Here is a 22,404-nt window from a genome sequence, read left to right as displayed (position 1 = left end):
ATGACCGACGCTTCAAGGAATGTCGCTTTCATCGGGATCGGCAAGATGGGCCTGCCGATGTCGGCGCTCGTCGCCAAGGCCGGCTACGCCGTGACCGCATTCGATCAGAGCGCAGCCCGGATCAACGAGGCGCGTGCGCAAGGCATTTCGATTGCGGCTTCGCCGGCCGAGGCCGTGAGCGGAAAGGCCACGGTCATCACGTCCCTGCCCGATGACGCCGCCTTGCGCGGCGCGCTGCTCGGCCCCGCTGGTCTGATCGCCGCGATGGCGGCTGGATCTGTTCTGATCGAGACCAGCACCGTGAGCGTCGAGGCCTCCACTGAAGTTGCGGCCGCGGATCAAGCCCGCGGCATTGCCTATCTGCGTTCGCCGGTCTCCGGCAACGCCAGCATCGTTCATACCGGCGCCCTGACCTGCTTCGTCTCCGGGCCGAAGGATGCCTTCGACAACGCCAAGTCGTTGTTCGCCGCCTTCACCCGCGCCCAGACCTATCTCGGGCCGGCCGAGGAAGCGCGCTACGCAAAGCTCTCGGTCAATCTGATGATCGCGGTGTCGGCCGCGATGATGGCCGAGAGCCTGGCACTGGCGCGCAAGGGCGGCATCGCCTGGCAGGACATTTTGAAGGTGCTCGACGATAGCGCGGTGGCCTCGCCGATGGTGAAGTACAAGACCGCACCGCTGCGGACACGCGATTTCGAGTCGACTTTCTCGTGCAAGCAGATGGCCAAGGATCTCGATCTCATCCTCGGCGCCGGCCACGCCGTGGGCGTGCCGCTGCAGCTCGCCGCGCAGGTGCGTGAGACCTATGGCTCGCTGGTCGCGCAGGGCGACGGCGACACCGACTTCATCGCGACCGTCAAGCACCTGGAACGTCTGTCCGGGCTTGGCGAACCCAAACTCTGATCGCGGAGACACCTATGCGTAACTTCAACGAGACCACGATCACGGACGCGGTGCTGGAGCGGATCAAGGACGCGACCGATCCACGCATCAAAGAGGTCAGCGAAGCGCTGGTGCGCCACCTTCATGCCTTCGTCCGCGAGGTCCGCCCGACCCAGAAGGAATGGGAATACGGCATCGATTTCCTGACCCGCACCGGGCACATGTGCGACGACAAGCGCCAGGAGTTCATCCTGCTGTCCGACACGCTCGGCGTCTCCATGCTGGTCGACGCGATCAACCATCCGGTGCCGGAAGGCGCGACCGAGACGACGGTGCTCGGCCCGTTCTTCGTCCAGGCCGCGCCGGAGAAGGACAGCGGCGCGGATATCTCGGGGCCGATGGAAGGCGATCCCATGCTCGTCACCGGCTCGGTCTCGACCGTCGACGGACAACCGCTCGCGGGCGCCATCGTCGATGTCTGGCATTCCGACGATGACGGCTATTACGACGTGCAGCAGCTCGACGACATCGGCGATCTCGCGATGCGCGCGCGCTTCCATACCGACGCCAATGGCCGCTTCCATTTCTGGTCGATCAAGCCGGCGGCGTATCCGATCCCGCATGACGGCCCTGTCGGCGAGATGTTGGAGGTCCAGGGCCGCCATCCCTGGCGTCCCGCCCATGTCCATTTCATGATCTCGGCGCCCGGTTTCGAGCAGCTGGTGACCCATGTGTTCGTCGCCGGCGACAAATATCTCGACTCTGACGTGGTGTTCGGCGTCAAGGACAGCCTGATCCGCGAATTCACTGGTCATCCTGCTGGCCGTGCGCCGGATGGTCGCATGGTGGAGCGCGACTATTTCCACCTCAATTACGATTTCGGCCTGAAGCAGGTCGCGAGTAACGCGAGAGCCGCCTAGGCTAGACGAAGGACCAACAAGAGTCCGGCAACAGGGAGCAGACGGGAGCTAAGGATGGGACCGCGGGTCAGCACGAGCATATTGGCCGATCGCCTCACCGGCATGATCGGCCCGCGCGCGAGCGTCGCGCGCGGCGTGCTCGATCAGCACGGGCAGAGCGAATCGCATTATCGCAATTTGCCGCCGGACATCGTCGTCTTCCCTGAAACCACGCAGGAGGTCGCCGAGATCGTCAAGCTCTGCGCCAGTGCGGGCATGCCAATCGTTCCGTTCGGCGCGGGCACCTCGCTCGAAGGCAATGCGGCCGCGGTCGCGGGTGGCGTCTGCTTCGACTTCGCCCGGATGAACAAGGTGCTGACGGTGCATGACAGCGACATGGACGTCGTCGTGCAGCCCGGCATCACGCGAAAGCAGCTCAATGCGGAGCTGCGCGGCACCGGACTTTTCTTTCCGATCGACCCCGGCGCCGACGCCTCGATCGGCGGCATGACGTCCACGCGTGCCTCCGGCACCATGGCGGTGCGCTACGGCACCATGAAGGACAACGTCATGGCGCTGGAGGTGGTGCTGGCCGACGGCCGCGTGATCCGGACCGCAAGGCGCGCACGCAAATCGGCCGCCGGCTATGACCTGACGCGGATGTTCGTCGGCGCGGAAGGCACGCTTGGCGTCATCACCGAAGTCACCTTGAAAGTGCACCCGGTTCCGCAGGCGATCTCGGCCGCTGTCTGCAGCTTCGACACCCTGCACGATGCCGTGGACACTGCGATCTCCGTGATCCAGTCCGCGATCCCCGTGGCCCGCATCGAGCTGCTCGACGACGTCATGATGCGCGGCATCAACGCCTACGCAAAGCTCGGCTATCGCGAGGCCCCCACCCTGTTCTTCGAATTCCACGGCTCGGAGAGCTCCGTTGCCGAGCAGGCCGAGGCCGCGCAAGCCATCGCCGCCGACCACGGCGGCCATGGTTTTGCCTGGGCGAAGGCGCAGGAGGACCGCAGCCGGCTCTGGCACGCCCGCGACAACACGCTCTATGCGGGCCTGGGCCTGCGGCCCGGCGCACGCGCCGTGATCACCGATGTCTGCGTCCCCATCTCGCGGCTGGCGGAATGCCTGACCGAGACCAGGCGCGACGCGGACGAGCACGGTTTTACCGCCCCGATCGTCGGCCATGTCGGCGACGGCAATTTCCACATGCTGATCCTGATCGACCCGGCAAAGCCGGATGAGGCCGAGGGCGCCAAGGCGCTTCAGGCCCGCATGGTCGCCCGCGCCATCGCGATGGACGGCACCTGCACCGGCGAGCACGGCATCGGGCTCGGCAAGATCGAATATCTCACCGATGAGCTCGGCGAGGCCGTCGACGTGATGCGATCGATCAAGACCGCGCTCGATCCTGATGGACTGATGAATCCCGGAAAGATTTTTGCGAGCGGAGTGCACGCATGAGCAGCGCCGCATTGGCTATCGAGCCCGCCTCACCCGCGCCTCTGCTGGAGCTGCGCGGCATCAGCAAGGAGTTTCCCGGCGTCAAGGCGCTGGATGATGTTTCCTTTGCCGTCTTCCCCGGCGAAGTCCATATGCTGTTGGGGGAGAACGGCGCCGGCAAGTCGAGCCTGATGAAGGTGCTGTGCGGAGCCTACCGTGCTGATGCCGGCGAGTTCTATTACAAGGGCGACAAGGTCGCGATCTCTTCGACCGCGGATGCGCAGAAGCTCGGCATCGCCGTGATCTTCCAGGAATTCTCGCTGGTCCCCCATCTCGATATCGCCCAGAACATCTTCCTCGGCCGCGAGCCGAAGGGCCGCATTCCCGGTACCATCGACCGCCGCAAGATTCTGGCCGACGCCAGGCGCGTGCTCGGCACGATCGGGTTCGAGATCGATCCCTCCACCACCGTCGACAAGCTGGGGGTGGCGCAGCAGCAGATGGTCGAGATCGCGAAGGCGATCAGCCAGAACGCGCGCATCCTGGTCATGGACGAGCCGACGGCGGCGCTGTCCGACCGCGAGACCGAGCTGCTGTTCGCCCTGATCGCGCGGCTGAAGGCCGACGGCGTGTCCATCGTCTATATCTCGCATCGCATGGCCGAGGTGTTCGCGCTCGGCGACCGCATCACGGTGATGCGCGACGGCCGCCGCATCGACGGCGTTCGCCCCGCCGACGTCACGCCGGACCAGCTCGTCCGCATGATGGTCGGCCGCAACGTGGACATGACCTACCCGCGCAATTTTGCCGACAAGCCCGGCGAACTGCTGCTCGAGGTCAAGGGCTTGAGCTCGTCGACCGGTATCTCCGATATCAACATCGAGGTGCGCCGGGGCGAGATCGTCGGCCTGTGCGGCCTGGTCGGTTCCGGCCGCAGCGAGGTCGCCCGTGCCATCTTCGGCGCCGATGCCGTGACGTCAGGCGAGATCATTTTCGACGGCAAGGCCATCTCCGGCGAGCCTGATCTTGCCGCCCGCCGCGGCATCGCGCTGATCCCGGAGAGCCGCAAGAGCGAGGGCCTCGCCCTGCTGCGGTCGGTGAGCGACAATCTGGTGGTGTCCGCGCTGCGAAAACTGTTCCCGAGCGGCCTGTTCGACCAGCGCAGCGCGCAGCGCACCTCCGACGGCCTGATCCGGCAGCTCCGCATCGCAACGCCAAGCGCGCGCCAGATTGTCGGCCTGCTCTCGGGCGGCAACCAGCAGAAGGTCGTGATCGGCAAATGGCTGGCGGCCGGCTCAAAGCTCTTCATCTTCGACGAGCCGACGCGCGGCATCGACATCGGCGCCAAGTCCGAGATCTTTGCGCTGATCGACCGGCTGGTCGCCGAAGGCGCGGCGGCCTTGATGATCTCGTCCGAGCAGGTCGAGATCTGCCATGTCTGCGACCGTGCCTATGTGATGCGGGAGGGTCGCATCGCGGGGCACCTGAAGCGCAACGAACTGACCGAGGAGAACATCGTGCGACTGGGGATGCATCATGCGTGAAGCCGCGGTCGTCTCTCAACCCAATCCGCTGCAACGCATTCCCGGCGTTGCCATCGTCTTGGTGCTGCTGATCGCCCTGTTCAGCGCGATCGCGCCCGGATTCCTGTCGGTCGCCAACCTCTCCAACGTACTGGTGCAGTCGACCATCCTGACCATGCTGGCGCTGCCGATGACCTTGATCATCATGACCGAGGGGCTGGACCTGTCGATGGGCGCGGTGCTGACGCTGACCTCGCTCTGCGTCGCCATCGTGTCGCTCGCGACCAAGTCGATGCTGCTGGGCCTCGGCGCCGGGCTTCTCGTCGGCGCGGCCTTCGGCTTCGCCAACGGCTGGCTGGTCGCCATCGTCGGCATTCCGCCCTTCGTCGCGACGCTCGGCACGCTCGGCATGGCACAAGGCCTGTCGCTGATCGTCAGCGACGGCCAGAGCGTGGTCGGCATTCCCCACAGCGTGCGCGACATCTATTCGGCGACGCTTCTGGGCGTGCCAGTGCCCATCGTGATGGCGCTGGTGACCTATGCTGCCTTCCACGGACTGCTCTACCATACCCGCTTCGGCACCTACATCTTCGCGCTTGGCGGCAACCGCGAGGCGCTGCGCTATGCCGGCCTCTCGCCGAACAAGCTGCTGATCGCGGTCTACGCGATCGGCGGCGCCATGGCCGGCATTGCCGGCCTGCTGATGACCGCGCGCATGAATTCCGGCCATCCGACCGCCGGCCTCGGTCTCGAATTCGACGCCATCGCCGCGGTCGCGGTCGGCGGTACCTCGTTCGAGCGCGGCAATGGCTGGCTGCTCGGCACGTTGCTCGGCGTGATCGCGGTCGGCGTGCTTCGCAATGGGCTCAACCTGATCTCGATGCCCTCCTCGGTGCAGGTCGCAAGCGTCGGCGTCCTCGTCATCGTCGCTCTCTTCCTCGACGGCCTCCGGAGCCGCGCATGACCGACATCTCCAAAGAGGCCCTCTCGCCGCCCCGCTCGTTCCTGTCGCAGGACGCAATCCAGGTGTTCTACCGCCTGCTCGCAGCTCTGCTGATCTGCGCGGTGCTTGCCGTGCTCAGCGACTCGTTCCTGAGCCTCGGCAACATCCTCAACGTGCTGAGACAAGCGAGCCTGACCTTCTTCATCGCCTCAGGCCTGACGCTGGTGGTGCTCACCGCCGGCCTCGATCTCTCCGTCGGCGCCAATGTCGCGCTGTCGGCCTGCATCGCCGGCACCGTGATCCACAAGACCGGTTCGCCGGCGCTCGGCATCCTCACCGGGCTCGCCTGCGGCGGCATCGTTGGCCTGCTCAACGGCATCATGGTCACCGCTCTGCGCATCCCCTCCTTCATCGCCACCTATGGCATGCTCTGGGTGCTGAACGGCCTCACCTACTGGTACATGGCGGGCGAAACCCTGCACGGCTTCCCGGCAGGCTTCCGCCAGATCGGCAGCGGCTATCTGTTCGGCCTGCCGATCCCGGTCTACCTGCTGCTGGTGTTCCTTGGAATCGGGACGCTGTTTGCGCAGCGAACGATCTGGGGCCAGGAGATCTATGCGATCGGCGCCAATCCGGTCGCCGCCCGCCTCTCCGGCATCCCGGTCGCGCGCCGCCTGCTGCTGGTCTATGCGGTATCCGGCACCATGGCAGGACTGGCCTCGATCATCTTCCTGTCGCGGCTCAATTCCGCCGAAGCCGACATCGGCGAAAGCCTGACGCTGCCCGCGATCGCAGCCGTCCTGATCGGCGGCACCTCGCTGTTCGGCGGTGTCGGCACCGTGTTCGGAACCTTCATCGGCGCGCTGATCCTGACGCTGGTGCTGAACGGCATGAACCTGTTGTCGCTCAGCGCCAACTGGCAGCCGCTCGTCACCGGCATCATCGTCATTCTCGCGGTCTGGCTCGACATGAAGACCCGCCGCCGCGCGCAATGAGCTCTTAGAAATCCAACAAGCAAAATGAGGGATGGAGGCTACATGAAACAGAAAATGGGTTATTTGGCGCTGCCGCTGCTGATGGCGGCCGCGTTCACGACACAGGCGCGCGCCGACGGCGAGACCATCGCCGTGTTCACCAAGAACCAGACCAATCCGTTCTTTCAGACGGTGCGGGTCGGTGCCGACAACATGGCGAAAGCGCTGAACGCGAAGACGCTGCAGTACATCCCGACCAAGCCGGACTCGATCCCCGAGCAGCTCAGCCAAATCGAGGACGTCGTGGTGAAGAAGCCGAGCGCGATCGTGTTCACGCCGGTCGACTACAAGGCGATGGTGCCGGGCGTCGAGAAGATCAACGAGGCGAAAATCCCCGTCGTCAACATCACCGACCGCTCCGCCGGCGGCAAGTTCCTCTCCTTCGTCGGCGCCGACGATTACAGCCTCGGACTCGAAACCGCGCGCTTCCTGCTCAAGACGCTGGGCGGCAAGGGCAACATCGTCATCATCGAGGGCGTCAAGGGCTCGCTGACCAATGTCGATCGCGTCCGCGGCTTCAACGACGCGCTGAAGGAGAATTCGGGCGCCAAGCTGCTGGCCTCGCAGCCCGGCAACTACCAGCGGCTGCAGGCGCTCCAGGTCATGGAGAACCTGATGCAGTCGAACCCGCAGATCGAAGCCGTGCTGGCGGCCAACGACGCCATGGCGGTCGGCGCGATCGAGGCGCTCGACGGCGCGAACCGCAAGGCCCAGGTGATCGGCATCAACGGCACCAAGGAGGCGATCGACGCGATCAAGTCCGGCAAGCTGCTCGCCAGCGGCGACTACAACGGATTTGCGCAAGGGTGTCTCGGCACCATGATGGCGATCCGCAGCTTGCGCAACCAGCCTGTCATTTCCGAGATCGTGCTGAAGCCGACCGTCATCACCAAGGACAATTACCAGCCGTTCGACGTACCGCTGGAGCAACGGACCTGCCCGACCTTCGAGGACGCCGGCAAGCTCGGCGCCAAATAGCCCAACCGCTCATCACAAGCACGGACGGCCGCCTTCGCGGCCGTCCCAAGAATCGTCACAAGAAAACCGACACGTCAACGGAGACATCATGCTGTTCGCMATTCACGCCCTCGACCGCGCCGGCGCGCTGCCGACCCGGCTCGCCAATTACGACGCCCACAAGGCCTTTCTGAGCGACACATCGCGCTTCGGCGTCAAGATCGTGATGTCTGGGCCGCTGGTCTCCGACGACGGCGCGACCATGATCGGCAGCCTGTTCCTAATCGAAGCGCCCGGCCGCGCCGAGGTCGAAGCCTTCAACCGCGCCGATCCCTTCGCCGCAGCCGGCATCTGGGAGAAAGTCACGATCACAGGCTTCCTGCGCCGCCAGGGCTGAAGGGCCTACGGCGCCTCTTCGAGGTGACAGGCCACCCATTGCTCGGGTCCGGTCGAACGCAGCGTCGGCTCCTCCGTGCGGCAGCGATCGAAGACGTATGGGCAACGGGTGTGGAAGCGGCACCCGCTCGGCGGGTTGACCGGGCTCGGCACGTCCCCCTTGAGGATGATGGGATTGCGCTGGGCGCCGGGCTCGGGCAGCGGGACCGCGGAGAGCAGCGCCTTGGTATAGGGATGCCTTGGCGCGGCAAAGATCTCGCGGCGCGGCGCCACCTCGACGATCTTGCCGAGATACATCACCGCGACACGATGGGTCATGTGCTCGACGATCGCGAGGTCATGGCTGATGAACAGCAGCGCCAGGCCGAACTCGCGCTGGAGGTCCTGCAAGAGATTGACGATCTGCGCCTTGACCGAGACGTCGAGCGCGGAGACCGCCTCGTCGCAGACGATCAGCTCGGGCTCGGCTGCGAGCGCCCGCGCGATGCCGATGCGCTGACGCTGGCCGCCGGAGAATTCGTGCGGCCGGCGGTTGAGCGCCTCGCGCGGCAGCCGCACGGTATCCATCAGTGCCGTCACGCGGGTTTCGAGATCGGTGGCGGATTTGGCGAGGCCGAAATTGCGGATCGGCTCGGCCAGGATGTCGCGCACGCGCATGCGCGGATTGAGGCTCGAGAACGGATCCTGGAACACCACCTGCACGCGGCGGCGCATCTGGCGCATCGTGCTCGGATGCGCGTCGTCGATGCGCTGGCCGTCGAGGATCACCTGGCCCGCCGTGATGTCGAACAGCCGCAGGATGGCGCGGCCGACCGTCGACTTGCCGCAGCCGGACTCGCCGACCAGCGACAGCGTTTCGCCTTTCGCGATCTCGAAGGACACACCGTCGACGGCATAGACATATTCGGACTTGCGGCCGAACAGGCCCTTTTTGACCGGAAAATGCTTCTTGAGGTCGTTGACCTGGAGCAGCGGAGGACTCATGCCGCGATGGCCCCCTTGGCGGAATAGTGGCAGGCGGCGACGTGGCGAGGCGCCTTCTCTTCGAGCCCCGGCGCATATTGGCGGCAAAGATCGGTCGCGAGCGCGCAGCGGCCGGCGAAGACGCAGCCGATGATGGGCTTGCGCAGATCAGGCACCTGCCCCGGGATTTCGGCCAGCCGCCTCGCCGTGCCTGTTAGCGAGGAGCCGAGCCGCGGCACCGCGCCGAGCAGGCCCTGCGTATAGGGATGACGGGGTGAGCGGAACAGCTCGGCCACCGGCGCCTCCTCGACCTTGCGGCCGGCATACATCACCATGACACGTTCGGCGATCTCGGCGACCACGCCGAGATCGTGGGTGATCAGGATGATCGCCGCACCGACCCGGCGCTTGAGATCAAGCATCAGCTTCAGGATCTGCGCCTGGATGGTCACGTCGAGCGCCGTGGTCGGCTCGTCCGCGATCAGGAGCTTCGGATTGCAGGCCAGCGCGATCGCGATCATCACCCGCTGGCGCATGCCGCCGGAAAGCTGATGCGGATATTCGCGCACGCGCCGCTTGGGCTCGGGAATGCCGACCAGCGTCAGCATCTCGATCGCATGCGCCTCGGCCGCCTGCTTGTCCAGGCCCTGATGGATCATCAGCGTCTCGCGGATCTGGCGGCCGACCGTCAGAACCGGGTTGAGGCTCGTCATCGGCTCCTGAAAGATCATCGAGATGTCGTTGCCGCGAATGGCACGCATCTCGCGATCGGACAGTTGCAGCAGGTCCCTGCCCGCAAAGCGGACAGCGCCTGCGATCCTGCCCGGCGGCTCCGGAATCAGCCGCATCAGCGACATCGAGGTCACCGACTTGCCGCAGCCGGATTCGCCGACGATGGCGAGCGTCTCGCCTTCGTTGACATGAAAGGACACGCCGTCGACCGCGCGGTTGATGCCGCCGGGCGTGCGAAAGTGGGTCTGGAGGTTCTCGACTTCGAGCAAGGCCATCGCGATCAACCCCTCGACATCAGAGGCTCTTGGCCATGCGCGGATCGAGCGCATCGCGAAGGCCGTCGCCGAGCAGGTTCACGGCGAGCACGGTGACGGAGAGGAACGCCGCCGGGAAGAACACGATGTAGGGCTTGACCTGCCACAGCGCGCGGCCCTCGGCCATGATGTTGCCCCAGGACGGAATGGTGGGCGGCGTGCCCGCCCCGATGAAGGACAGGATCGCCTCCGTGATCATGGCGCTGGCGCAGATGTAAGTCGCCTGAACCAGCATCGGCGCCAGCGTGTTGGGCAGGATGTGGCGCAGGATGATCATCGGCGTCCGCGTGCCGCAGGCGACCGCGGCGTCCACATAGGGCTGCTCGCGCAGCGACAGCACCACGCTACGGACAAGACGGGAAACCCGCGGGATCTCGGCGATGGTGATGGCCAGGATGACGTTGCCGACGCTGCCGCGCGTCAGCGCCATCAGTGCGATCGCAAGCAGGATCGGCGGGATCGACATCAGGCCGTCCATGAAGCGCATCAAGATGCCGTCGGCCCAGCGGATGAAGCCGGAGACGATGCCGATGGCGAGGCCCGCCGCGGATGCGAGGATCGCAACCGACAGGCCGACCGTGAGCGAGACCCGCGCGCCAAAGAGCACGCGCGAATAGATGTCGCGGCCCAGCACGTCGGAGCCAAACCAGAACGCGGCGGACGGCGCGCGGGTGCGCTTGGCGGGCGCAAGTGCCGTCGGATCGACCGTCCCGAGATAGGGCGCGAAGATCGCGATCAGAACGAGCGTCAGCAGCAGCGCGCCGCCGATCGCGACCGTGGGATGGCCACGCAAGAGGCCGATGAAGCCGCGCCGGATCCTAACCGGCCGCAGGATTTCAGGCAGTTGCGGCGCGAGAACGAAGCCCGCCGGCAGCGCTTGCGGATTGACGGTCGTATCGGTCAATAGCGGATCCTCGGGTCAACGAGCGTATAGATGACGTCGATCATCAGATTGACGAGGACGTAGACGAAGCTGAAGAGGAGCACGATGCCCTGGATGACGGGATAGTCGCGGCGCAGGATCGCGTCGATCGTGAGTCGGCCGAGGCCGGGGATCGCGAACACGCTTTCCGTGACGACCGCCCCGCCGATCAGGAGCGCGATGCCGATCCCGATCACGGTCACGATCGGGACCGCGGCATTCTTCAGCGCGTGAACGAAGAGGATGCCGCCCTGCCCGAGGCCCTTGGCGCGCGCGGTGCGGATATAGTCCTGCTGCAAGACTTCAAGCATGGTGGCACGCGTGATGCGCGCGATCAGCGCGATGTAGACGCAGCCCAGCGCGATCGACGGCAGGATCAGGTTTTGCAGCCACGGCCAGAAGCCCTCCGTGAGCGGCGTGTAGCCCTGCACGGGAAGCCATTCGAGCTCCAGCGCGAAGATGTAGGCAAGGACATAGCCGACGACGAACACGGGCAGCGAGAAGCCGAACACGGCGAACGCCATGATGGCGCGGTCGATGAAGCTGCCAGCCTTCCATGCCGCCACCACGCCGAGCGGCACGGCGACCACGATAGTGAGCAGCAACGTGACGGTCATCAGCGACAGCGTCGGTCCGAGACGCTGTCCGATCATCGCGGAGACCGGAAGGTTGGTGAAGATCGAGGTGCCGAGATCGCCGTGCAGGATGCGCCAGACCCAGCTGCCGAACTGGATCAGGAAGGGCCGGTCGAGGCCGAGGCCCTGGCGAATGCGCTCCACATCCTCCGGGCTCGCCTGATCGCCTGCGATCACCACGGCGGGATCACCCGGCGCGATGTAGAGCAGGCTGAACACGAACAGCGCGACGATTGCCATCACCGGCAAGGTCGAGACGATGCGACGGAGGATGTAAGAGAGCATCTGGCTTCAGCGTACCATCATGCGGATTTCGACACGTTCCAGAAGAACGGCAGCGGCCCCTTGGTGATGCCGGAGACGTTCTTGCGCCATGCCGTGTAGGTCAGGAAGAAGCCGGTCGGCGCGTAGACGACATCCTCGAGCGCCGCCTTGTTGACCTGCCCGATCGCGGCCTTCTCTTCCTCGAGATTCTTGGCGTCGAACCAGGCCGTGATCTCCTTCTCGGTATTCGGGCTGTTGGGCCAGCCGAACCAGGCCTTGTCGCCATTGGCGCGGATGGCGGTGTAGGCGGCCGGATTGATGCAATCGGCGCCGGCGTGCCAGCTGTGGAACATATTCCAGCCGCCTTGCCCCGGCGGTGTCTTCATCGCGCGGCGCGCGCCCACCGTGCCCCAATCGGTCGCGACGAAATCGACATTCATGCCGAGCTTCTTGAGCAGATCCGCGGTGACGTCGCCCTGCGCCTTCGTGATCGACTGGTCCTGCGCGACCACGCATGTGACCGGCTGGCCGGAATAGCCGCTCTCGGCGAGCAGCTTCTTGGCCGCATCCAAATCGCGCTTTCCTTTCAGGATCTCGCCGCCCAACTCGGAGTAGAGCGGTGTGTCCGGCGTAAAAAAGCCGGGCAGCGGCTTCCACAACGTATCGTCGTCGCCGACCAGCGCACGCATATAGTCTTCCTGGCTCAACGCCATCAGCACCGCGCGCCGCGCCTTCACATTGTTGAAGGGTGGGTGCAGATGGTTCATCCGGAATGAGCCGATATTGCCGAGGGGATCGCCGATATCGACGCTGATGTTCTTGTTCTTCTTCAGCACGGGCACGAGATCGGAGATCGGGTTCTCCCACCAGTCGACCTCACCGTTCTGCAAGGCGGCCGCAGCGGTGGCCGGATCCGGCATCACCAGCCACTCGACGCGATCGACCAGGATGTTCTTGCCGCCGGCAAGCCACGACGCCTTCTCCTGTCGCGGCACGTAATCGGTGAACTTCTCGAACACCGACTTGGCGCCGGGCACCCATTCGCTCTTGGCGAACTTCATCGGACCCGAGCCGACATATTCGGTGATCTGCTTGAACGGATCGGTCTTCGCGATGCGCTCGGGCATGATGAAGGAGCACGGCGCGTTGTTCTTGGCCAGCGCGTACAACATTTTCGGGAAAGGCTGCTTCAGGACCCATTTGAAGGTGCGGTCGTCGACCGGAGTCAATTCCTGCTGGATAGCGAGGATCATCAGACCCATTGGATCGCGCGCGGCCCAGCGCGACAGGCTCGCGACAACGTCCTTGCTCAGCACCGGCTCGCCGTCATGGAACTTGAGACCCGCGCGCAGCTTGAAGGTCCAGGTCTTGCCGTCGTCGGTGGTCTCCTCGGACTCGACCATTTGACGCTGCGGCTGGAGCTTGGCATCGACGCCGTAGAGCGTGTCCCAGACCAGCGCCGCCGCGTTGCGCACGACATATTGCGTGCCCCAGATGGGATCGAAATTGGCGAGGTTGGCTTGCGGCACGAAGCGCAGGGTGCGCGCAGAGGCGCCTTGTGCGATCGCCGGGGCCGAGAGGCCGCCCGACAATGCCAGACCGCCCGCGCCGGCCAGTCCCTTCAATACGGTCCTGCGATCCATGAAATCCTCCCAGTAGTGCCGTGATGCCGGCCATCGTTGGCCAAAGGCAGGTGAAACCAGAACCCATTGGCGTGCAAATGGTATGCCACTAACCGGGCCTTCGCCAGCGGGATCTCATCTGGATTACGACCGGTTCAGGCGTCAAAGCGCGGCCGCCAGTGCCGGTCCGGTCTCGATATGCGGAATCGCCTCGACCAGCTTGCGCGTGTAGTCGGTCTTGGGATTGTCGAACAGCGCCCGGCTCTCCCCCTGCTCCACGATGCCGCCATTGCGCAGCACGATGGTGCGGTCGCAGAGCATACGCACAACATTGAGATCGTGGCTGACGAACAGCAGCGCGATGTCGTTCTCGCGGCGCAAACGGTCGAGCAGTTGCAGCACCACCGCCTGCACCGAAACGTCGAGCGCGGCGGTCGGCTCGTCCAGCACCAGGAGCCGCGGCCGGCAGGCGATGGCGCGGGCGATGCCGACGCGGGCCTTCTGGCCGCCGGAGAGCTGGTGCGGAAAGCGCGGCAGCAGATCGAGCGGCAAGCCCACCCGCTCGGCGCACTCCTCCACCCGCTTGCGCAGCGCATCGCCCGTACGCATGCCGTCGAGCCGCATCAAGGGATGGGCGATGCAGTCGAACGCCGTGAAGCGCGGGTTGAGGCTCTCGTTCGGGTCCTGGAAGACCATCTGGATGTCTTTGCGCAAGGGCGAACGGTGAAAGTCGCGCGAGGCGACGTGGCCGATCGACTGCCCGTCGAACACGATATCGCCTTCGCTCGGATCGATAAGACGGCAGATCATCCGCGACGTCGTGCTCTTGCCGGAGCCGGACTCGCCAACGAGCCCGACGCTCTCGCCGCCGGCCATCGTCATCGAGAAATCCGCGACCGCCGCGGAGCCCTGGTCAAAACGCTTGGCGAGCTTGCGCACCTCGAGGAGCGGTGGCGTCCCGTGCGGGAGCTCCTGCCTTGGCTTGCTGACGATCGTCGCATGCCGTTCCCGCTCCTCCTCCGTCACGAGATCCTCGATCCGCGACGTCGCGGTCGGCGATGCCGCAACGAGGCGGCGGGTATAGGCGTGCTGCGGTGCGCTGAAGAGCTTTTTGGGGCTCGCTTCCTCGACGATGCGGCCGCGCTCCATCACGGCGATGCGGCGGCAATAGCGCGCCGCGAGACCGAGATCGTGCGTGATCAGGATCGTCGCCATGCCGCGCGCGGCGGCAATTTCTGCGAGCAGATCCATCACCACCTTCTGGGTCGTGACGTCGAGGCCGGTGGTCGGCTCGTCGGCGATCAGCAGCGCGGGATTGCAGGAAATCGCGATCGCGATCATCACGCGCTGGCACATGCCGCCGGACAGCTCATGCGGATAGGCGTTCATCCGCGTCTCGGGGTCGCGGATCTGGACAGCGCGCAGCAGCTCGAGCGCCTCGGCGCCTGCGGCGTCCTTCGATATCTTCTTATGCGTGAGGATCGCATCCGCGATCTGCAGGCCGATCGCGCGGATCGGGTTGAGCGCGGCCCGCGGATTCTGGAAGATCATCGACATCGCGGCGCCCTGGAGCTGACGAAGATCATCGCCCCTGAGTTTTGTGACGTCCTGCCCGCGAAACAGGATCTTGCCGCCGGTGACGCGCCCGGCCGCATCGAGCAGCCGCGTGGTCGCGAAGCCGGTGACCGACTTGCCCGAGCCGCTCTCGCCGACGAGGCCGAGCATCTCGCCCTTCTCGACCGAGAGCGTCACGCCGCGCACGGCCTCGACCATGCCACGCCGCGTCGAGAACGAGACGTGGAGGTCGTTGATCCCTAGCAGCTCCTCGCTCATGTGCGCATCCGCGGGTCGAGAATGTCCCGCATCCCGTCACCGAGAAGATTGAAGCACAGCACGGCCATCATCAGCGCAAGGCCCGGAAACGCCACCAGCCACCATCGCCCGGTCGAGATGAAGCGTGCCCCTTCCGCGACCATGATGCCCCATTCCGGCGTCGGCGGCTTGACGCCGAGACCGATGAAGGACAGGCCGGCGGCATTGAGAATGGCCCAGCCGAGATTGAGCGAGATCTGCACCGCCATCGCCGGCAGGATGTTCGGCAGCAGGAAGCGCAGCACCACCGAGAAATGGCTCTCGCCGCAGGCGCGCGCGGCTTCAACCCAGCCGACATTGCGGCGAACGTTGACCTCGGCGCGTGCGAAGCGGATGTAGAACGGAAGATTGATGATCGCAGTCGCGATCACGATGTTCTCAATCCGGTTGCCCAGGGCGGCAACCATCGCCATCGCCAGCACGAACAGCGGAAAGGCCATCATCACATCGACGAAGCGGCCGACGCCACGGTCGAGCTTGCCGCCGGCATAGCCGCAGAACGCGCCGACGACGGCGCCGATCACGAAGGAGATGCCGACCGCGGAAACCGCAATGGCAAGATCGAGGCGCGCGGCGATGATGAGGCGGCTGAACACATCGCGGCCGAGCTGGTCGGTGCCGGCGAGATGGGCCGCGCTCGGCGGCAAAAGCGCCTCCGAGACATTGGAGACCACGGGATCATAGGGCACGATCCAAGGCCCGAAGATCGCAATCAGGACGAACAGCGCAACGCCGGCCGCGGCAACGGCGGTGAGCGGATTGCCGCGCAGAATCCAGACCGAATGGCGGAGAGTTGCGCTGGTCATTCGATTGACACCCTGGGATCGGCGATGCCGTAGCAGATGTCGACCACGAGATTGACCAGCACGAACAGGCTGGCCATCAGCAGCACGAAACCCTGCACCGGCGCATAGTCGGAGGATAAGAGCGCATCGAGCGCGTAGGAAGCGACGCCCGGCCAGGAGAACACCTTCTCCACCAGGACATTGGCGCCCAGCATGGTCGAGAACACGATGCCGGCGATGGTGATGACGGGCAGGATCGCGTTCCGCAGCGCATAAGTGACGACCACCTTGTGCCAGGACAATCCGACCGAGCGCGCGGTGCGGACGAAATCGCTGCCGAGCGAGACCAGCATCGAGGCCCGCGTGATCCGCGCCAGCGGCGCGATCACGAACAGCGCCATGCTCACCGCCGGCAGAATCAACTGCTTGCAGGCCGCCCACCAGCCCTCGATATCTCCCGCCAGCAGGAAATCGATCGACAGGAACCCGGTCCGTTGCGGCGGCAGCGAAGTGAACACGTCGATCCGCCCGGTCGGATCAGGCGCGAGCCCGAGCAGGTAGTAGAAGACATAGATCAACAGCAGGCCCGAGACGAAAGTCGGCACGCAGACGCCGAGCGCGCAGAACAGCCGCACGCCGTGATCGACGATCGAGCCGGGCTTCAAGGCTGCGACAACGCCGAGCGGTACCGCCGCGATCAGCGCGATCAGGAGCGCCGTGAAGGTGAGCTCCAGCGAAGCCGGCAGCCGTTCGCGCAGGTCCTTCAGCACCGGCTGTCCCGTCATCATGGAGCGGCCGAGATTGCCGTGGCCGATGTCAGAGAGATAGAACACGAGCTGCTCCGGCACCGACCTGTCGAGCCCCATCTGCTTGCGGATCTGCTCGATCTCCTCCTTGCCGGCATTCGGCCCCGAGGCGAAGAACACCGCGGGGTCACCGGGCAGCACGCGCATCAGCAGAAAGGTGAACACCAGCACACCGAACAGCGCCGGCAGCGACGACAGAAGCCGCCTGCCCGCCCGCACCATGGTTGCACCAAGACCGGTCGTCACCTCTGAGAGCTCCTCTCGTTGTCCGATGTCACTTGCGGCTGACGTCGCGATAGTCGACCTGGCGGTGGAACTCGTAGGTGTAGCCTTCGACCGACGACGCCATCACCGCATCCTGGTTCGGCTGCCACAGCATGATCTGCGGCATCAGATCGACATGCATCGCGTTGAGCTTGCGGCCGGCGTCCTCATACTTGGCCTTGTCCGGCTCGAAACGCGCCTCCTGCGCGATTGCGGCAAGATCCGGGTTGTTGATCGAGCCGTAATTCCAGCGCTGATTGCCGGTGTAGAAGTTGCGGTAGAAATAATCGGTCGACGGCAGCCACGCTACGATGCCCTCGGTGTAGAAGGGAAGCTTCTTCTCGTTGATCTGCGTGGACATCTGCGCGTCCGGCAGCTTCTGGATGTCGACCTTGATCCCGATCTTGCCGAGTGACTCCTTCACCAGCGCGGCCATCGGCTCCGCGGTCGAGGACTGGCCGACGTTGAAGCTGAAGGTAGTCGAGAAACCCTCGGGGAGCCCGGCCGCCTTGAGATATTCCCTTGCCTTGTCGAGGTCGACCTTCACGGGCTGCTGGAAAGGATAGATGCCGTTCAGCGGCTTGCCGTCCGGCCAGGTCGCGCCGAACAGCGGCGCGCCGCGGCCGAACAGGGCGGCCTTGAACATGTCGTCATAGGGCAGCGCGTAAGCGATGGCACGGCGGACATTGACGTTGTCGAAGGGCGGCATCTGGTTGTTCATCGAGACATAGGTGATCGCATTGTACTGCGGGGTCGAGACCACCTTGAGCTTGCCCTTGGCCTCGAGCGACTGCACGTCGCTGGCCTGGAGATCGACGACGAGGTCGGCATCGCCGCGCTCGACGAGATTGGCGCGGGTCGCCGGCTCCGGCACGGACTGAATAATCACGCGCTTGAAGAATGCGGGCTTGTTGGCCGAACCGCGGTTCCAGGTCTCGTCGCGCTTGAGGATGACCTGCTCGCCCGGCTTGAAGGTCTCGACCACATAAGCACCGCTGCCGGCGGTGTGCTCCTTCAGCCATGCGGTGGCCCAGGGATCATCCGGCGTCGCGTGCTCTTTTGCCACCTTCGAGTTGATGATCAGGGGATAGACGGTGGCGAGATTGGGCAGCGCGAGCTTGTCGGGTTTCGGCAGCGTCACCTCGATGGTGAGGGGATCGATCACCTTGAACTGGTCCGCCGACGTCAACGAACCCGTCAGGAGCTGGGCCTTGCCGAGGATCGGCGCGGTGACGCAGCGATCGAGCGACCATTTCACGTCCTCGGCCGTGACGGGCGAGCCATCCTGGAACTTGGCGTCCTTGCGCAGGCGGAAGGTCAGCTTCAGTCCATCGGGGCTGACATCGTAGGATTCGGCGAGCTCGCCGGTGATCGTGTCGAGATCGAACACCCATTTGCCGTTGAGCTGCTTGCGGCCGAACGCCACCAGCCGATCGTAGGTGCTCATGCTCAGCGCGAAGGATTCGCGCGTCGATCCGGGGATGTTGGGATCGAGCGTGTTGACCGCTGATCCCGTGACGTAGCGCAACGTCTCCGCCCTGGTCTGTGCCTTCGAAGGCGCGGTGGCAATGAGCAACAGCGCAGTGGTGGCGAGGACTGAGGCCGCGGGCCTGAAAGACACAAAACGCATTCGTTTTCCCCAAAATTTCGGCAAGAACGCCAGCAAGGCAGGTCAAGAAAGAAGCAAGTTGCGCGCCAATCCCGCAGAGGCGCTTCGTCGCGGCGGTGCATGGATGATCATCGCGATTCCTCCATTGTTCGCGCGGGCCGCGCAACCACGGCCTGCGGCACGTCGTAGGCGCTGAGCGAAGCCCAGTGGCGTTCAACATCGGCGCGAAACAAGCCGCGCGTCAGGCCATTGACCAGCTTGGGAATGGCGGTCGTCATCGCATTGATCGACGATCCCGACGGACCAAAACTCATGGTGGAGGCAATGGCGAACAGATGGATGTCGGAGATCCACGGCGTCTCGCCTGACGCACGCTCGGTGAAGGCGTAATCGTCAGCGAGATAGGGAAAGCGGCCGAGCCGCGCGTTGTGCTCGCTCGAAGGCGGCTGATAGCGATCGGCCCAGGTCGCGATATTGCCGGCAAATTTGGCGAGCTCGCCGCGGCCGGCGAAGTTCATGTCGATGCCGGTGCCGCAAATGACGAAATCCGCGGTGATGGCGCCGCGTGGCGTGTGCAATTCGACACCGCCATCGGTTTGCCTGGTGCCCTCGACCGGCGCGCCTTCGTGCAGTGTGAAATTGGCGTGACGCGCGCAGCGGTCGTAAGTCGGCTGCGGAAATCCCTCGCGCATTTCGAGGATTTTGCGCATGAAGCGCCAGCGCCAGGCATCGTCGAGATCGCTGAGATGGCGCAGGAAGCCGCGAAAGGTGAGCCAGCGATAGGGCTGGATCACCTGGATCTGAGCGCGGCGGCAGAGCAGATGCACCTCCGCCGCGCCTGCCTCCAGCGCGGTCGCTGCATTGTCGAAGGCGGACGCGCCGGCGCCGATCACCGCGACGCGCTTGCCGCGCAGGCTTTCGAAGTCGATGTCGTCGGCAACAGTTGCGACCGAATCTGCCGGCAGATCGCGCAGGGGCTCGGGAATCATCCAGTCGCCCATGCCCTCCTGCCCCGTCGCCAGCACGATCTTGCGGGCATAGAGCGTCCCGACGCCATCGGCGCGTCTCACACGCGCGGCGAGCAGACCGCCTGACGCAGGCGCAATCTCCAGAAGTTCGCAGCCGTTGCGCACGGGCAGACCGATCGTGCGTCGCAGCCAGAGCAGATAGTCCGCCCAATGCTCTCTCAGGATCAGATTCAGCTCCTGCCAGCTCTCCTTGCCGAAACGGGCTTCGTGCCAGGACTGATAGGTCAGGCTGGGAATATCGAGGTCCGGGCCAGTGTAATCTTTCGGGCTGCGCAGCGTCGGCATGCGGGCATAGCTGAGCCACGGGCCCTCCTTCCCCTCCTCGGCCTTGTCGAGCAGCAGGATGTTGCTGACGCGCGAGCGCATCAGGCCGAAGCCGATGGCGATACCGGACTGGCCGGCGCCGATGATGAGAACATCGAGCGCGGGCTTGCCATCCGGCCCCGTCTTCGGCTCGAGCCAGGCAGCGCCGGGATGCGCGATCATCGCGAGATCGGCGCGCACGGTCGCTTCAAGCTTTGCCAGCGCGTCGCTCATGCCGCGAGCCAGCCTCCGTCAACCACCATCACGGTGCCGGTCGTGAACGAAGACGCATCACTGGCGAGATGCAGCGCGGTCTGCGCGATCTCTTCCGCCTCACCGAACCGCTTCATGGCGTGGCGATTGCGGGAGGCTTCGCGCACCTCGTCCGAATTGGCGTGGCGGGCAAAGCTGCGGCGCAGCATCGGCGTGTCGATTGCGCCGGGCGCAATCGCGTTGACACGGATGCCGTCGGTCGCGAAATCGACCGCCATGGTGCGCGTCAGGCTGACGATCGCACCCTTGGCGGCGATATAGGCACTGTTGCCCTTGCCGCCGGCGATCGCAAGCTGCGACGCCAGCGTGATGATCGAGCCGCTCTTCTGCTGCTGCATCTGCGGCACCGCCGCGCGCGCCCACAGCCACGTGCCCCCGACATTGGCGCGGAACACCGCGTCCCAGTCTTCCAGGGTCGTCGTCAGCACCGTGCCACCGCAGGAGAAGCCCGCCGCGGTCATCAGAATATCGAGCCGGCCGAGCCGCGCCACGACATCGCTGACAACGGTCTCCGCGAAACCGGCGTCACCGACATCGCCGACATGCGTCGTTGCCTCGCCGACCAGACTCAGCGTCTCCTGGAGGCCGGCGGCATCGCGATCGACCAAAGCAAGCTGCGCGCCCTCCTCCGCAAACAGCTTTGCGCTGGCACGGCCAATGCCCGAAGCTGCTCCCGTGATGATGGCCGTGTGCCCTTGCAGCCGCATCTCAGATCCACTCCTTGTGCTGGGTCAACCAGGCGCTCATCGCCGCGGCGGACTCGGCACAGCCGAACCGCGCGCGCCAGCCGAATTCGTCCGCCATCCGGTTCACCGCGAGCGGCGCGCGAGCCGGCCCGTGCAGCTTTATGGCGGTCTTTTCTCCGGGTGCCGCGAGCCGGCACTCCAGGCCGGGATGCAACGCCGCGAACGCCTCGCCCCATTGCAATGCGGGCCACGCCCCGCCGTTCGAAATGTTGTACAGCTGGTGACGAGGGCGCTCGGCCTCGACCAGAATCGCGACCGCTTCGGCAGCGTCCGGCGCGTAGGTCCAGTCTCGCATACCCGGCCCCGGCATGATCGCCGGCTCACCGCGAGCGAATGCGGCCAGGATCTGATACTGGAGGCTCGGTGTATCGCGCACTGAACCGGGTCGCTCCCACGGCCCGAACACCGCAGTCAACCGCACGCTCAGGAAATCGCCGCCAAAGAGTTCGGCATGGCGAGCGACAGAGCGCTCCGAGGTGAACTTGCTGATCGCATAGAACGAGATGGGATCGCAGGGCGTCTCCTCGTCCAGAATGTCCACCCGCCCACCGGATGCGCCATAGGCCGATGCCGACGACAGATTGACGACACGGCGAACGCCATGACGGATCGCCGCGAGCAGGATGGGGATTTGCGCCATCACGTTAATTTCGAGAACGCGCGAGGTCGACGCTCGCTCGAGTTTATCGCCGGCCGTCACCGCCGCGCCCAGCGCGATCGCATCGCAGCCCGCGGCAATGAGGGCGTCGATGGCGTCTGCGTCGGTGATATCCCCCTGCACGGCTTTGAGCCGTGCACCGTAGTCAGCAAGCGATCGCCGCGCGGATGGCGGCAACTCCGCGCGGTCATACAGCGTGACGTCATGCCCGCGCGCGAGCAGTACCTCGGCAAGATTGAGGCCGACAAAGCCGGTGCCGCCGAAGATGACGATCTTCATCGCGCGCGATCTGCCGTCACAGCAGCTTTGCCCCAAAATTCCGCTCCGGATCCATGTCGGCGACGAGCCGCCCCGTCGGCTTTGCCGCCTCGCCGCCGCCGCGCGCCAGGAATTTGCCGCTGCCGGCCTCCGCGAGGCACTTGTTGCCGTCGATGATCACCCGGCCGCGCGAGAGAACGCTAACCGGCCAGCCCTTCAGCTTGCGGCCCGCGAACGGCGTGTAGCCGGCGAGGTCGTGCATTGCAT

Annotated in this window: 20 protein-coding genes and 1 pseudogene; 8 read left to right on the top strand and 13 right to left on the bottom strand. The window is 65.3% G+C overall.

Annotated elements, in window-relative coordinates; translation table 11 throughout:
* From AB4Z51_RS22675 to AB4Z51_RS22640, 8 genes are all read left to right on the top strand, one after another.
* Entirely contained in the window at positions 1–903 is a 903-nt protein-coding gene (locus AB4Z51_RS22675; RefSeq protein WP_441498007.1) for an NAD(P)-dependent oxidoreductase, read from the top strand.
* A 14-nt stretch (positions 904–917) separates the two neighbouring features.
* The gene (locus AB4Z51_RS22670; protein ID WP_028155718.1) at positions 918–1,802 is read left to right on the top strand and encodes an intradiol ring-cleavage dioxygenase; all 885 of its coding nucleotides are present in this window, start codon (positions 918–920) and stop codon (positions 1,800–1,802) included.
* A gap of 54 nt (positions 1,803–1,856) precedes the next feature.
* Positions 1,857–3,251 (top strand): FAD-linked oxidase C-terminal domain-containing protein, encoded by a 1,395-nt coding sequence (locus tag AB4Z51_RS22665; protein WP_135215847.1) that lies wholly within the window; start codon positions 1,857–1,859, stop codon positions 3,249–3,251.
* A complete protein-coding gene (locus AB4Z51_RS22660) occupies positions 3,248–4,774 on the top strand; it encodes a sugar ABC transporter ATP-binding protein (RefSeq protein WP_135215848.1) in 1,527 nt (508 codons plus the stop codon). Before AB4Z51_RS22665 ends, AB4Z51_RS22660 begins: the two co-directional genes overlap by 4 nt.
* Positions 4,767–5,717, top strand: coding sequence for an ABC transporter permease (locus tag AB4Z51_RS22655; RefSeq protein ID WP_063984397.1), 951 nt, complete (start codon positions 4,767–4,769; stop codon positions 5,715–5,717). The genes AB4Z51_RS22660 and AB4Z51_RS22655 overlap by 8 nt, the downstream gene beginning before the upstream one ends.
* The gene (locus tag AB4Z51_RS22650) at positions 5,714–6,691 is read left to right on the top strand and encodes an ABC transporter permease (RefSeq protein ID WP_441498006.1); all 978 of its coding nucleotides are present in this window, start codon (positions 5,714–5,716) and stop codon (positions 6,689–6,691) included. Before AB4Z51_RS22655 ends, AB4Z51_RS22650 begins: the two co-directional genes overlap by 4 nt.
* Positions 6,692–6,733: 42 nt before the next feature.
* Complete coding sequence (locus AB4Z51_RS22645) at positions 6,734–7,708, top strand: sugar ABC transporter substrate-binding protein (RefSeq protein WP_441498005.1); 975 nt, start codon at positions 6,734–6,736, stop codon at positions 7,706–7,708.
* An 88-nt stretch (positions 7,709–7,796) separates the two neighbouring features.
* A complete protein-coding gene (locus AB4Z51_RS22640; RefSeq protein WP_085403158.1) occupies positions 7,797–8,084 on the top strand; it encodes a YciI family protein in 288 nt (95 codons plus the stop codon).
* Between the two features lie 5 nt (positions 8,085–8,089).
* On the opposite strand, the gene AB4Z51_RS22635 is transcribed toward AB4Z51_RS22640, so the two are convergent.
* The 13 genes and pseudogenes from AB4Z51_RS22635 to AB4Z51_RS22575 all read right to left on the bottom strand — a co-directional run.
* On the bottom strand, positions 8,090–9,067 hold the full coding sequence (locus AB4Z51_RS22635) for an ABC transporter ATP-binding protein (RefSeq protein ID WP_135215849.1): 978 nt from the start codon (positions 9,065–9,067) through the stop codon (positions 8,090–8,092).
* Positions 9,064–10,053 (bottom strand): ABC transporter ATP-binding protein, encoded by a 990-nt coding sequence (locus AB4Z51_RS22630; protein WP_063984401.1) that lies wholly within the window; start codon positions 10,051–10,053, stop codon positions 9,064–9,066. Before AB4Z51_RS22630 ends, AB4Z51_RS22635 begins: the two co-directional genes overlap by 4 nt.
* Before the next feature lie 19 nt (positions 10,054–10,072).
* The gene (locus AB4Z51_RS22625) at positions 10,073–10,996 is read right to left on the bottom strand and encodes an ABC transporter permease (RefSeq protein ID WP_135215851.1); all 924 of its coding nucleotides are present in this window, start codon (positions 10,994–10,996) and stop codon (positions 10,073–10,075) included.
* A complete protein-coding gene (locus tag AB4Z51_RS22620) occupies positions 10,993–11,934 on the bottom strand; it encodes an ABC transporter permease (RefSeq protein WP_135215852.1) in 942 nt (313 codons plus the stop codon). The genes AB4Z51_RS22625 and AB4Z51_RS22620 overlap by 4 nt, the downstream gene beginning before the upstream one ends.
* Before the next feature lie 17 nt (positions 11,935–11,951).
* Positions 11,952–13,556, bottom strand: coding sequence for an ABC transporter substrate-binding protein (locus AB4Z51_RS22615; RefSeq protein WP_135215853.1), 1,605 nt, complete (start codon positions 13,554–13,556; stop codon positions 11,952–11,954).
* 141 nt (positions 13,557–13,697) lie between these two features.
* A complete protein-coding gene (gene nikE / locus AB4Z51_RS22610; protein WP_441498004.1) occupies positions 13,698–15,368 on the bottom strand; it encodes a nickel ABC transporter ATP-binding protein NikE in 1,671 nt (556 codons plus the stop codon).
* Positions 15,365–16,213: an ABC transporter permease gene (locus AB4Z51_RS22605; RefSeq protein WP_008131147.1), complete on the bottom strand. Its 849-nt coding sequence runs from the start codon at positions 16,211–16,213 to the stop codon at positions 15,365–15,367. The genes nikE and AB4Z51_RS22605 overlap by 4 nt, the downstream gene beginning before the upstream one ends.
* A complete protein-coding gene (locus tag AB4Z51_RS22600; RefSeq protein ID WP_063984406.1) occupies positions 16,210–17,244 on the bottom strand; it encodes an ABC transporter permease in 1,035 nt (344 codons plus the stop codon). Before AB4Z51_RS22600 ends, AB4Z51_RS22605 begins: the two co-directional genes overlap by 4 nt.
* Positions 17,245–17,272: 28 nt before the next feature.
* Positions 17,273–18,892, bottom strand: coding sequence for an ABC transporter substrate-binding protein (locus AB4Z51_RS22595; RefSeq protein ID WP_441498003.1), 1,620 nt, complete (start codon positions 18,890–18,892; stop codon positions 17,273–17,275).
* Between the two features lie 107 nt (positions 18,893–18,999).
* Complete coding sequence (locus AB4Z51_RS22590; RefSeq protein ID WP_208085917.1) at positions 19,000–20,436, bottom strand: NAD(P)-binding domain-containing protein; 1,437 nt, start codon at positions 20,434–20,436, stop codon at positions 19,000–19,002.
* Positions 20,433–21,182, bottom strand: a complete 750-nt coding sequence (locus AB4Z51_RS22585) for an SDR family oxidoreductase (protein WP_441498002.1) — start codon at positions 21,180–21,182, stop codon at positions 20,433–20,435. The genes AB4Z51_RS22590 and AB4Z51_RS22585 overlap by 4 nt, the downstream gene beginning before the upstream one ends.
* A gap of 1 nt (position 21,183) precedes the next feature.
* On the bottom strand, positions 21,184–22,158 hold the full coding sequence (locus AB4Z51_RS22580) for an NAD-dependent epimerase/dehydratase family protein (protein WP_441498001.1): 975 nt from the start codon (positions 22,156–22,158) through the stop codon (positions 21,184–21,186).
* Between the two features lie 16 nt (positions 22,159–22,174).
* Positions 22,175–22,404, bottom strand: a pseudogene (locus AB4Z51_RS22575) (dihydropyrimidinase); the annotation flags it as partial.

Source organism: Bradyrhizobium sp. 2TAF36 (genome assembly GCF_052114925.1).
GTDB classification, from domain to species: Bacteria; Pseudomonadota; Alphaproteobacteria; order Rhizobiales; family Xanthobacteraceae; genus Bradyrhizobium; species Bradyrhizobium barranii.
This window is presented reverse-complemented; position numbering and strand designations above follow the sequence as displayed.

Coding starts and splice junctions, on each gene's coding strand:
- AB4Z51_RS22615 (WP_135215853.1), bottom strand. CDS start 13,556: ATGGATCGCAGGACCGTATTGAAGGGACTGGCCGGCGCGGGCGGTCTG.
- AB4Z51_RS22630 (WP_063984401.1), bottom strand. CDS start 10,053: ATGGCCTTGCTCGAAGTCGAGAACCTCCAGACCCACTTTCGCACGCCC.
- AB4Z51_RS22665 (WP_135215847.1), top strand. CDS start 1,857: ATGGGACCGCGGGTCAGCACGAGCATATTGGCCGATCGCCTCACCGGC.
- AB4Z51_RS22655 (WP_063984397.1), top strand. CDS start 4,767: ATGCGTGAAGCCGCGGTCGTCTCTCAACCCAATCCGCTGCAACGCATT.
- AB4Z51_RS22605 (WP_008131147.1), bottom strand. CDS start 16,213: ATGACCAGCGCAACTCTCCGCCATTCGGTCTGGATTCTGCGCGGCAAT.
- AB4Z51_RS22670 (WP_028155718.1), top strand. CDS start 918: ATGCGTAACTTCAACGAGACCACGATCACGGACGCGGTGCTGGAGCGG.
- AB4Z51_RS22620 (WP_135215852.1), bottom strand. CDS start 11,934: ATGCTCTCTTACATCCTCCGTCGCATCGTCTCGACCTTGCCGGTGATG.
- AB4Z51_RS22660 (WP_135215848.1), top strand. CDS start 3,248: ATGAGCAGCGCCGCATTGGCTATCGAGCCCGCCTCACCCGCGCCTCTG.
- nikE (WP_441498004.1), bottom strand. CDS start 15,368: ATGAGCGAGGAGCTGCTAGGGATCAACGACCTCCACGTCTCGTTCTCG.
- AB4Z51_RS22635 (WP_135215849.1), bottom strand. CDS start 9,067: ATGAGTCCTCCGCTGCTCCAGGTCAACGACCTCAAGAAGCATTTTCCG.
- AB4Z51_RS22645 (WP_441498005.1), top strand. CDS start 6,734: ATGAAACAGAAAATGGGTTATTTGGCGCTGCCGCTGCTGATGGCGGCC.
- AB4Z51_RS22590 (WP_208085917.1), bottom strand. CDS start 20,436: ATGAGCGACGCGCTGGCAAAGCTTGAAGCGACCGTGCGCGCCGATCTC.
- AB4Z51_RS22580 (WP_441498001.1), bottom strand. CDS start 22,158: ATGAAGATCGTCATCTTCGGCGGCACCGGCTTTGTCGGCCTCAATCTT.
- AB4Z51_RS22650 (WP_441498006.1), top strand. CDS start 5,714: ATGACCGACATCTCCAAAGAGGCCCTCTCGCCGCCCCGCTCGTTCCTG.
- AB4Z51_RS22675 (WP_441498007.1), top strand. CDS start 1: ATGACCGACGCTTCAAGGAATGTCGCTTTCATCGGGATCGGCAAGATG.
- AB4Z51_RS22585 (WP_441498002.1), bottom strand. CDS start 21,182: ATGCGGCTGCAAGGGCACACGGCCATCATCACGGGAGCAGCTTCGGGC.
- AB4Z51_RS22595 (WP_441498003.1), bottom strand. CDS start 18,892: ATGCGTTTTGTGTCTTTCAGGCCCGCGGCCTCAGTCCTCGCCACCACT.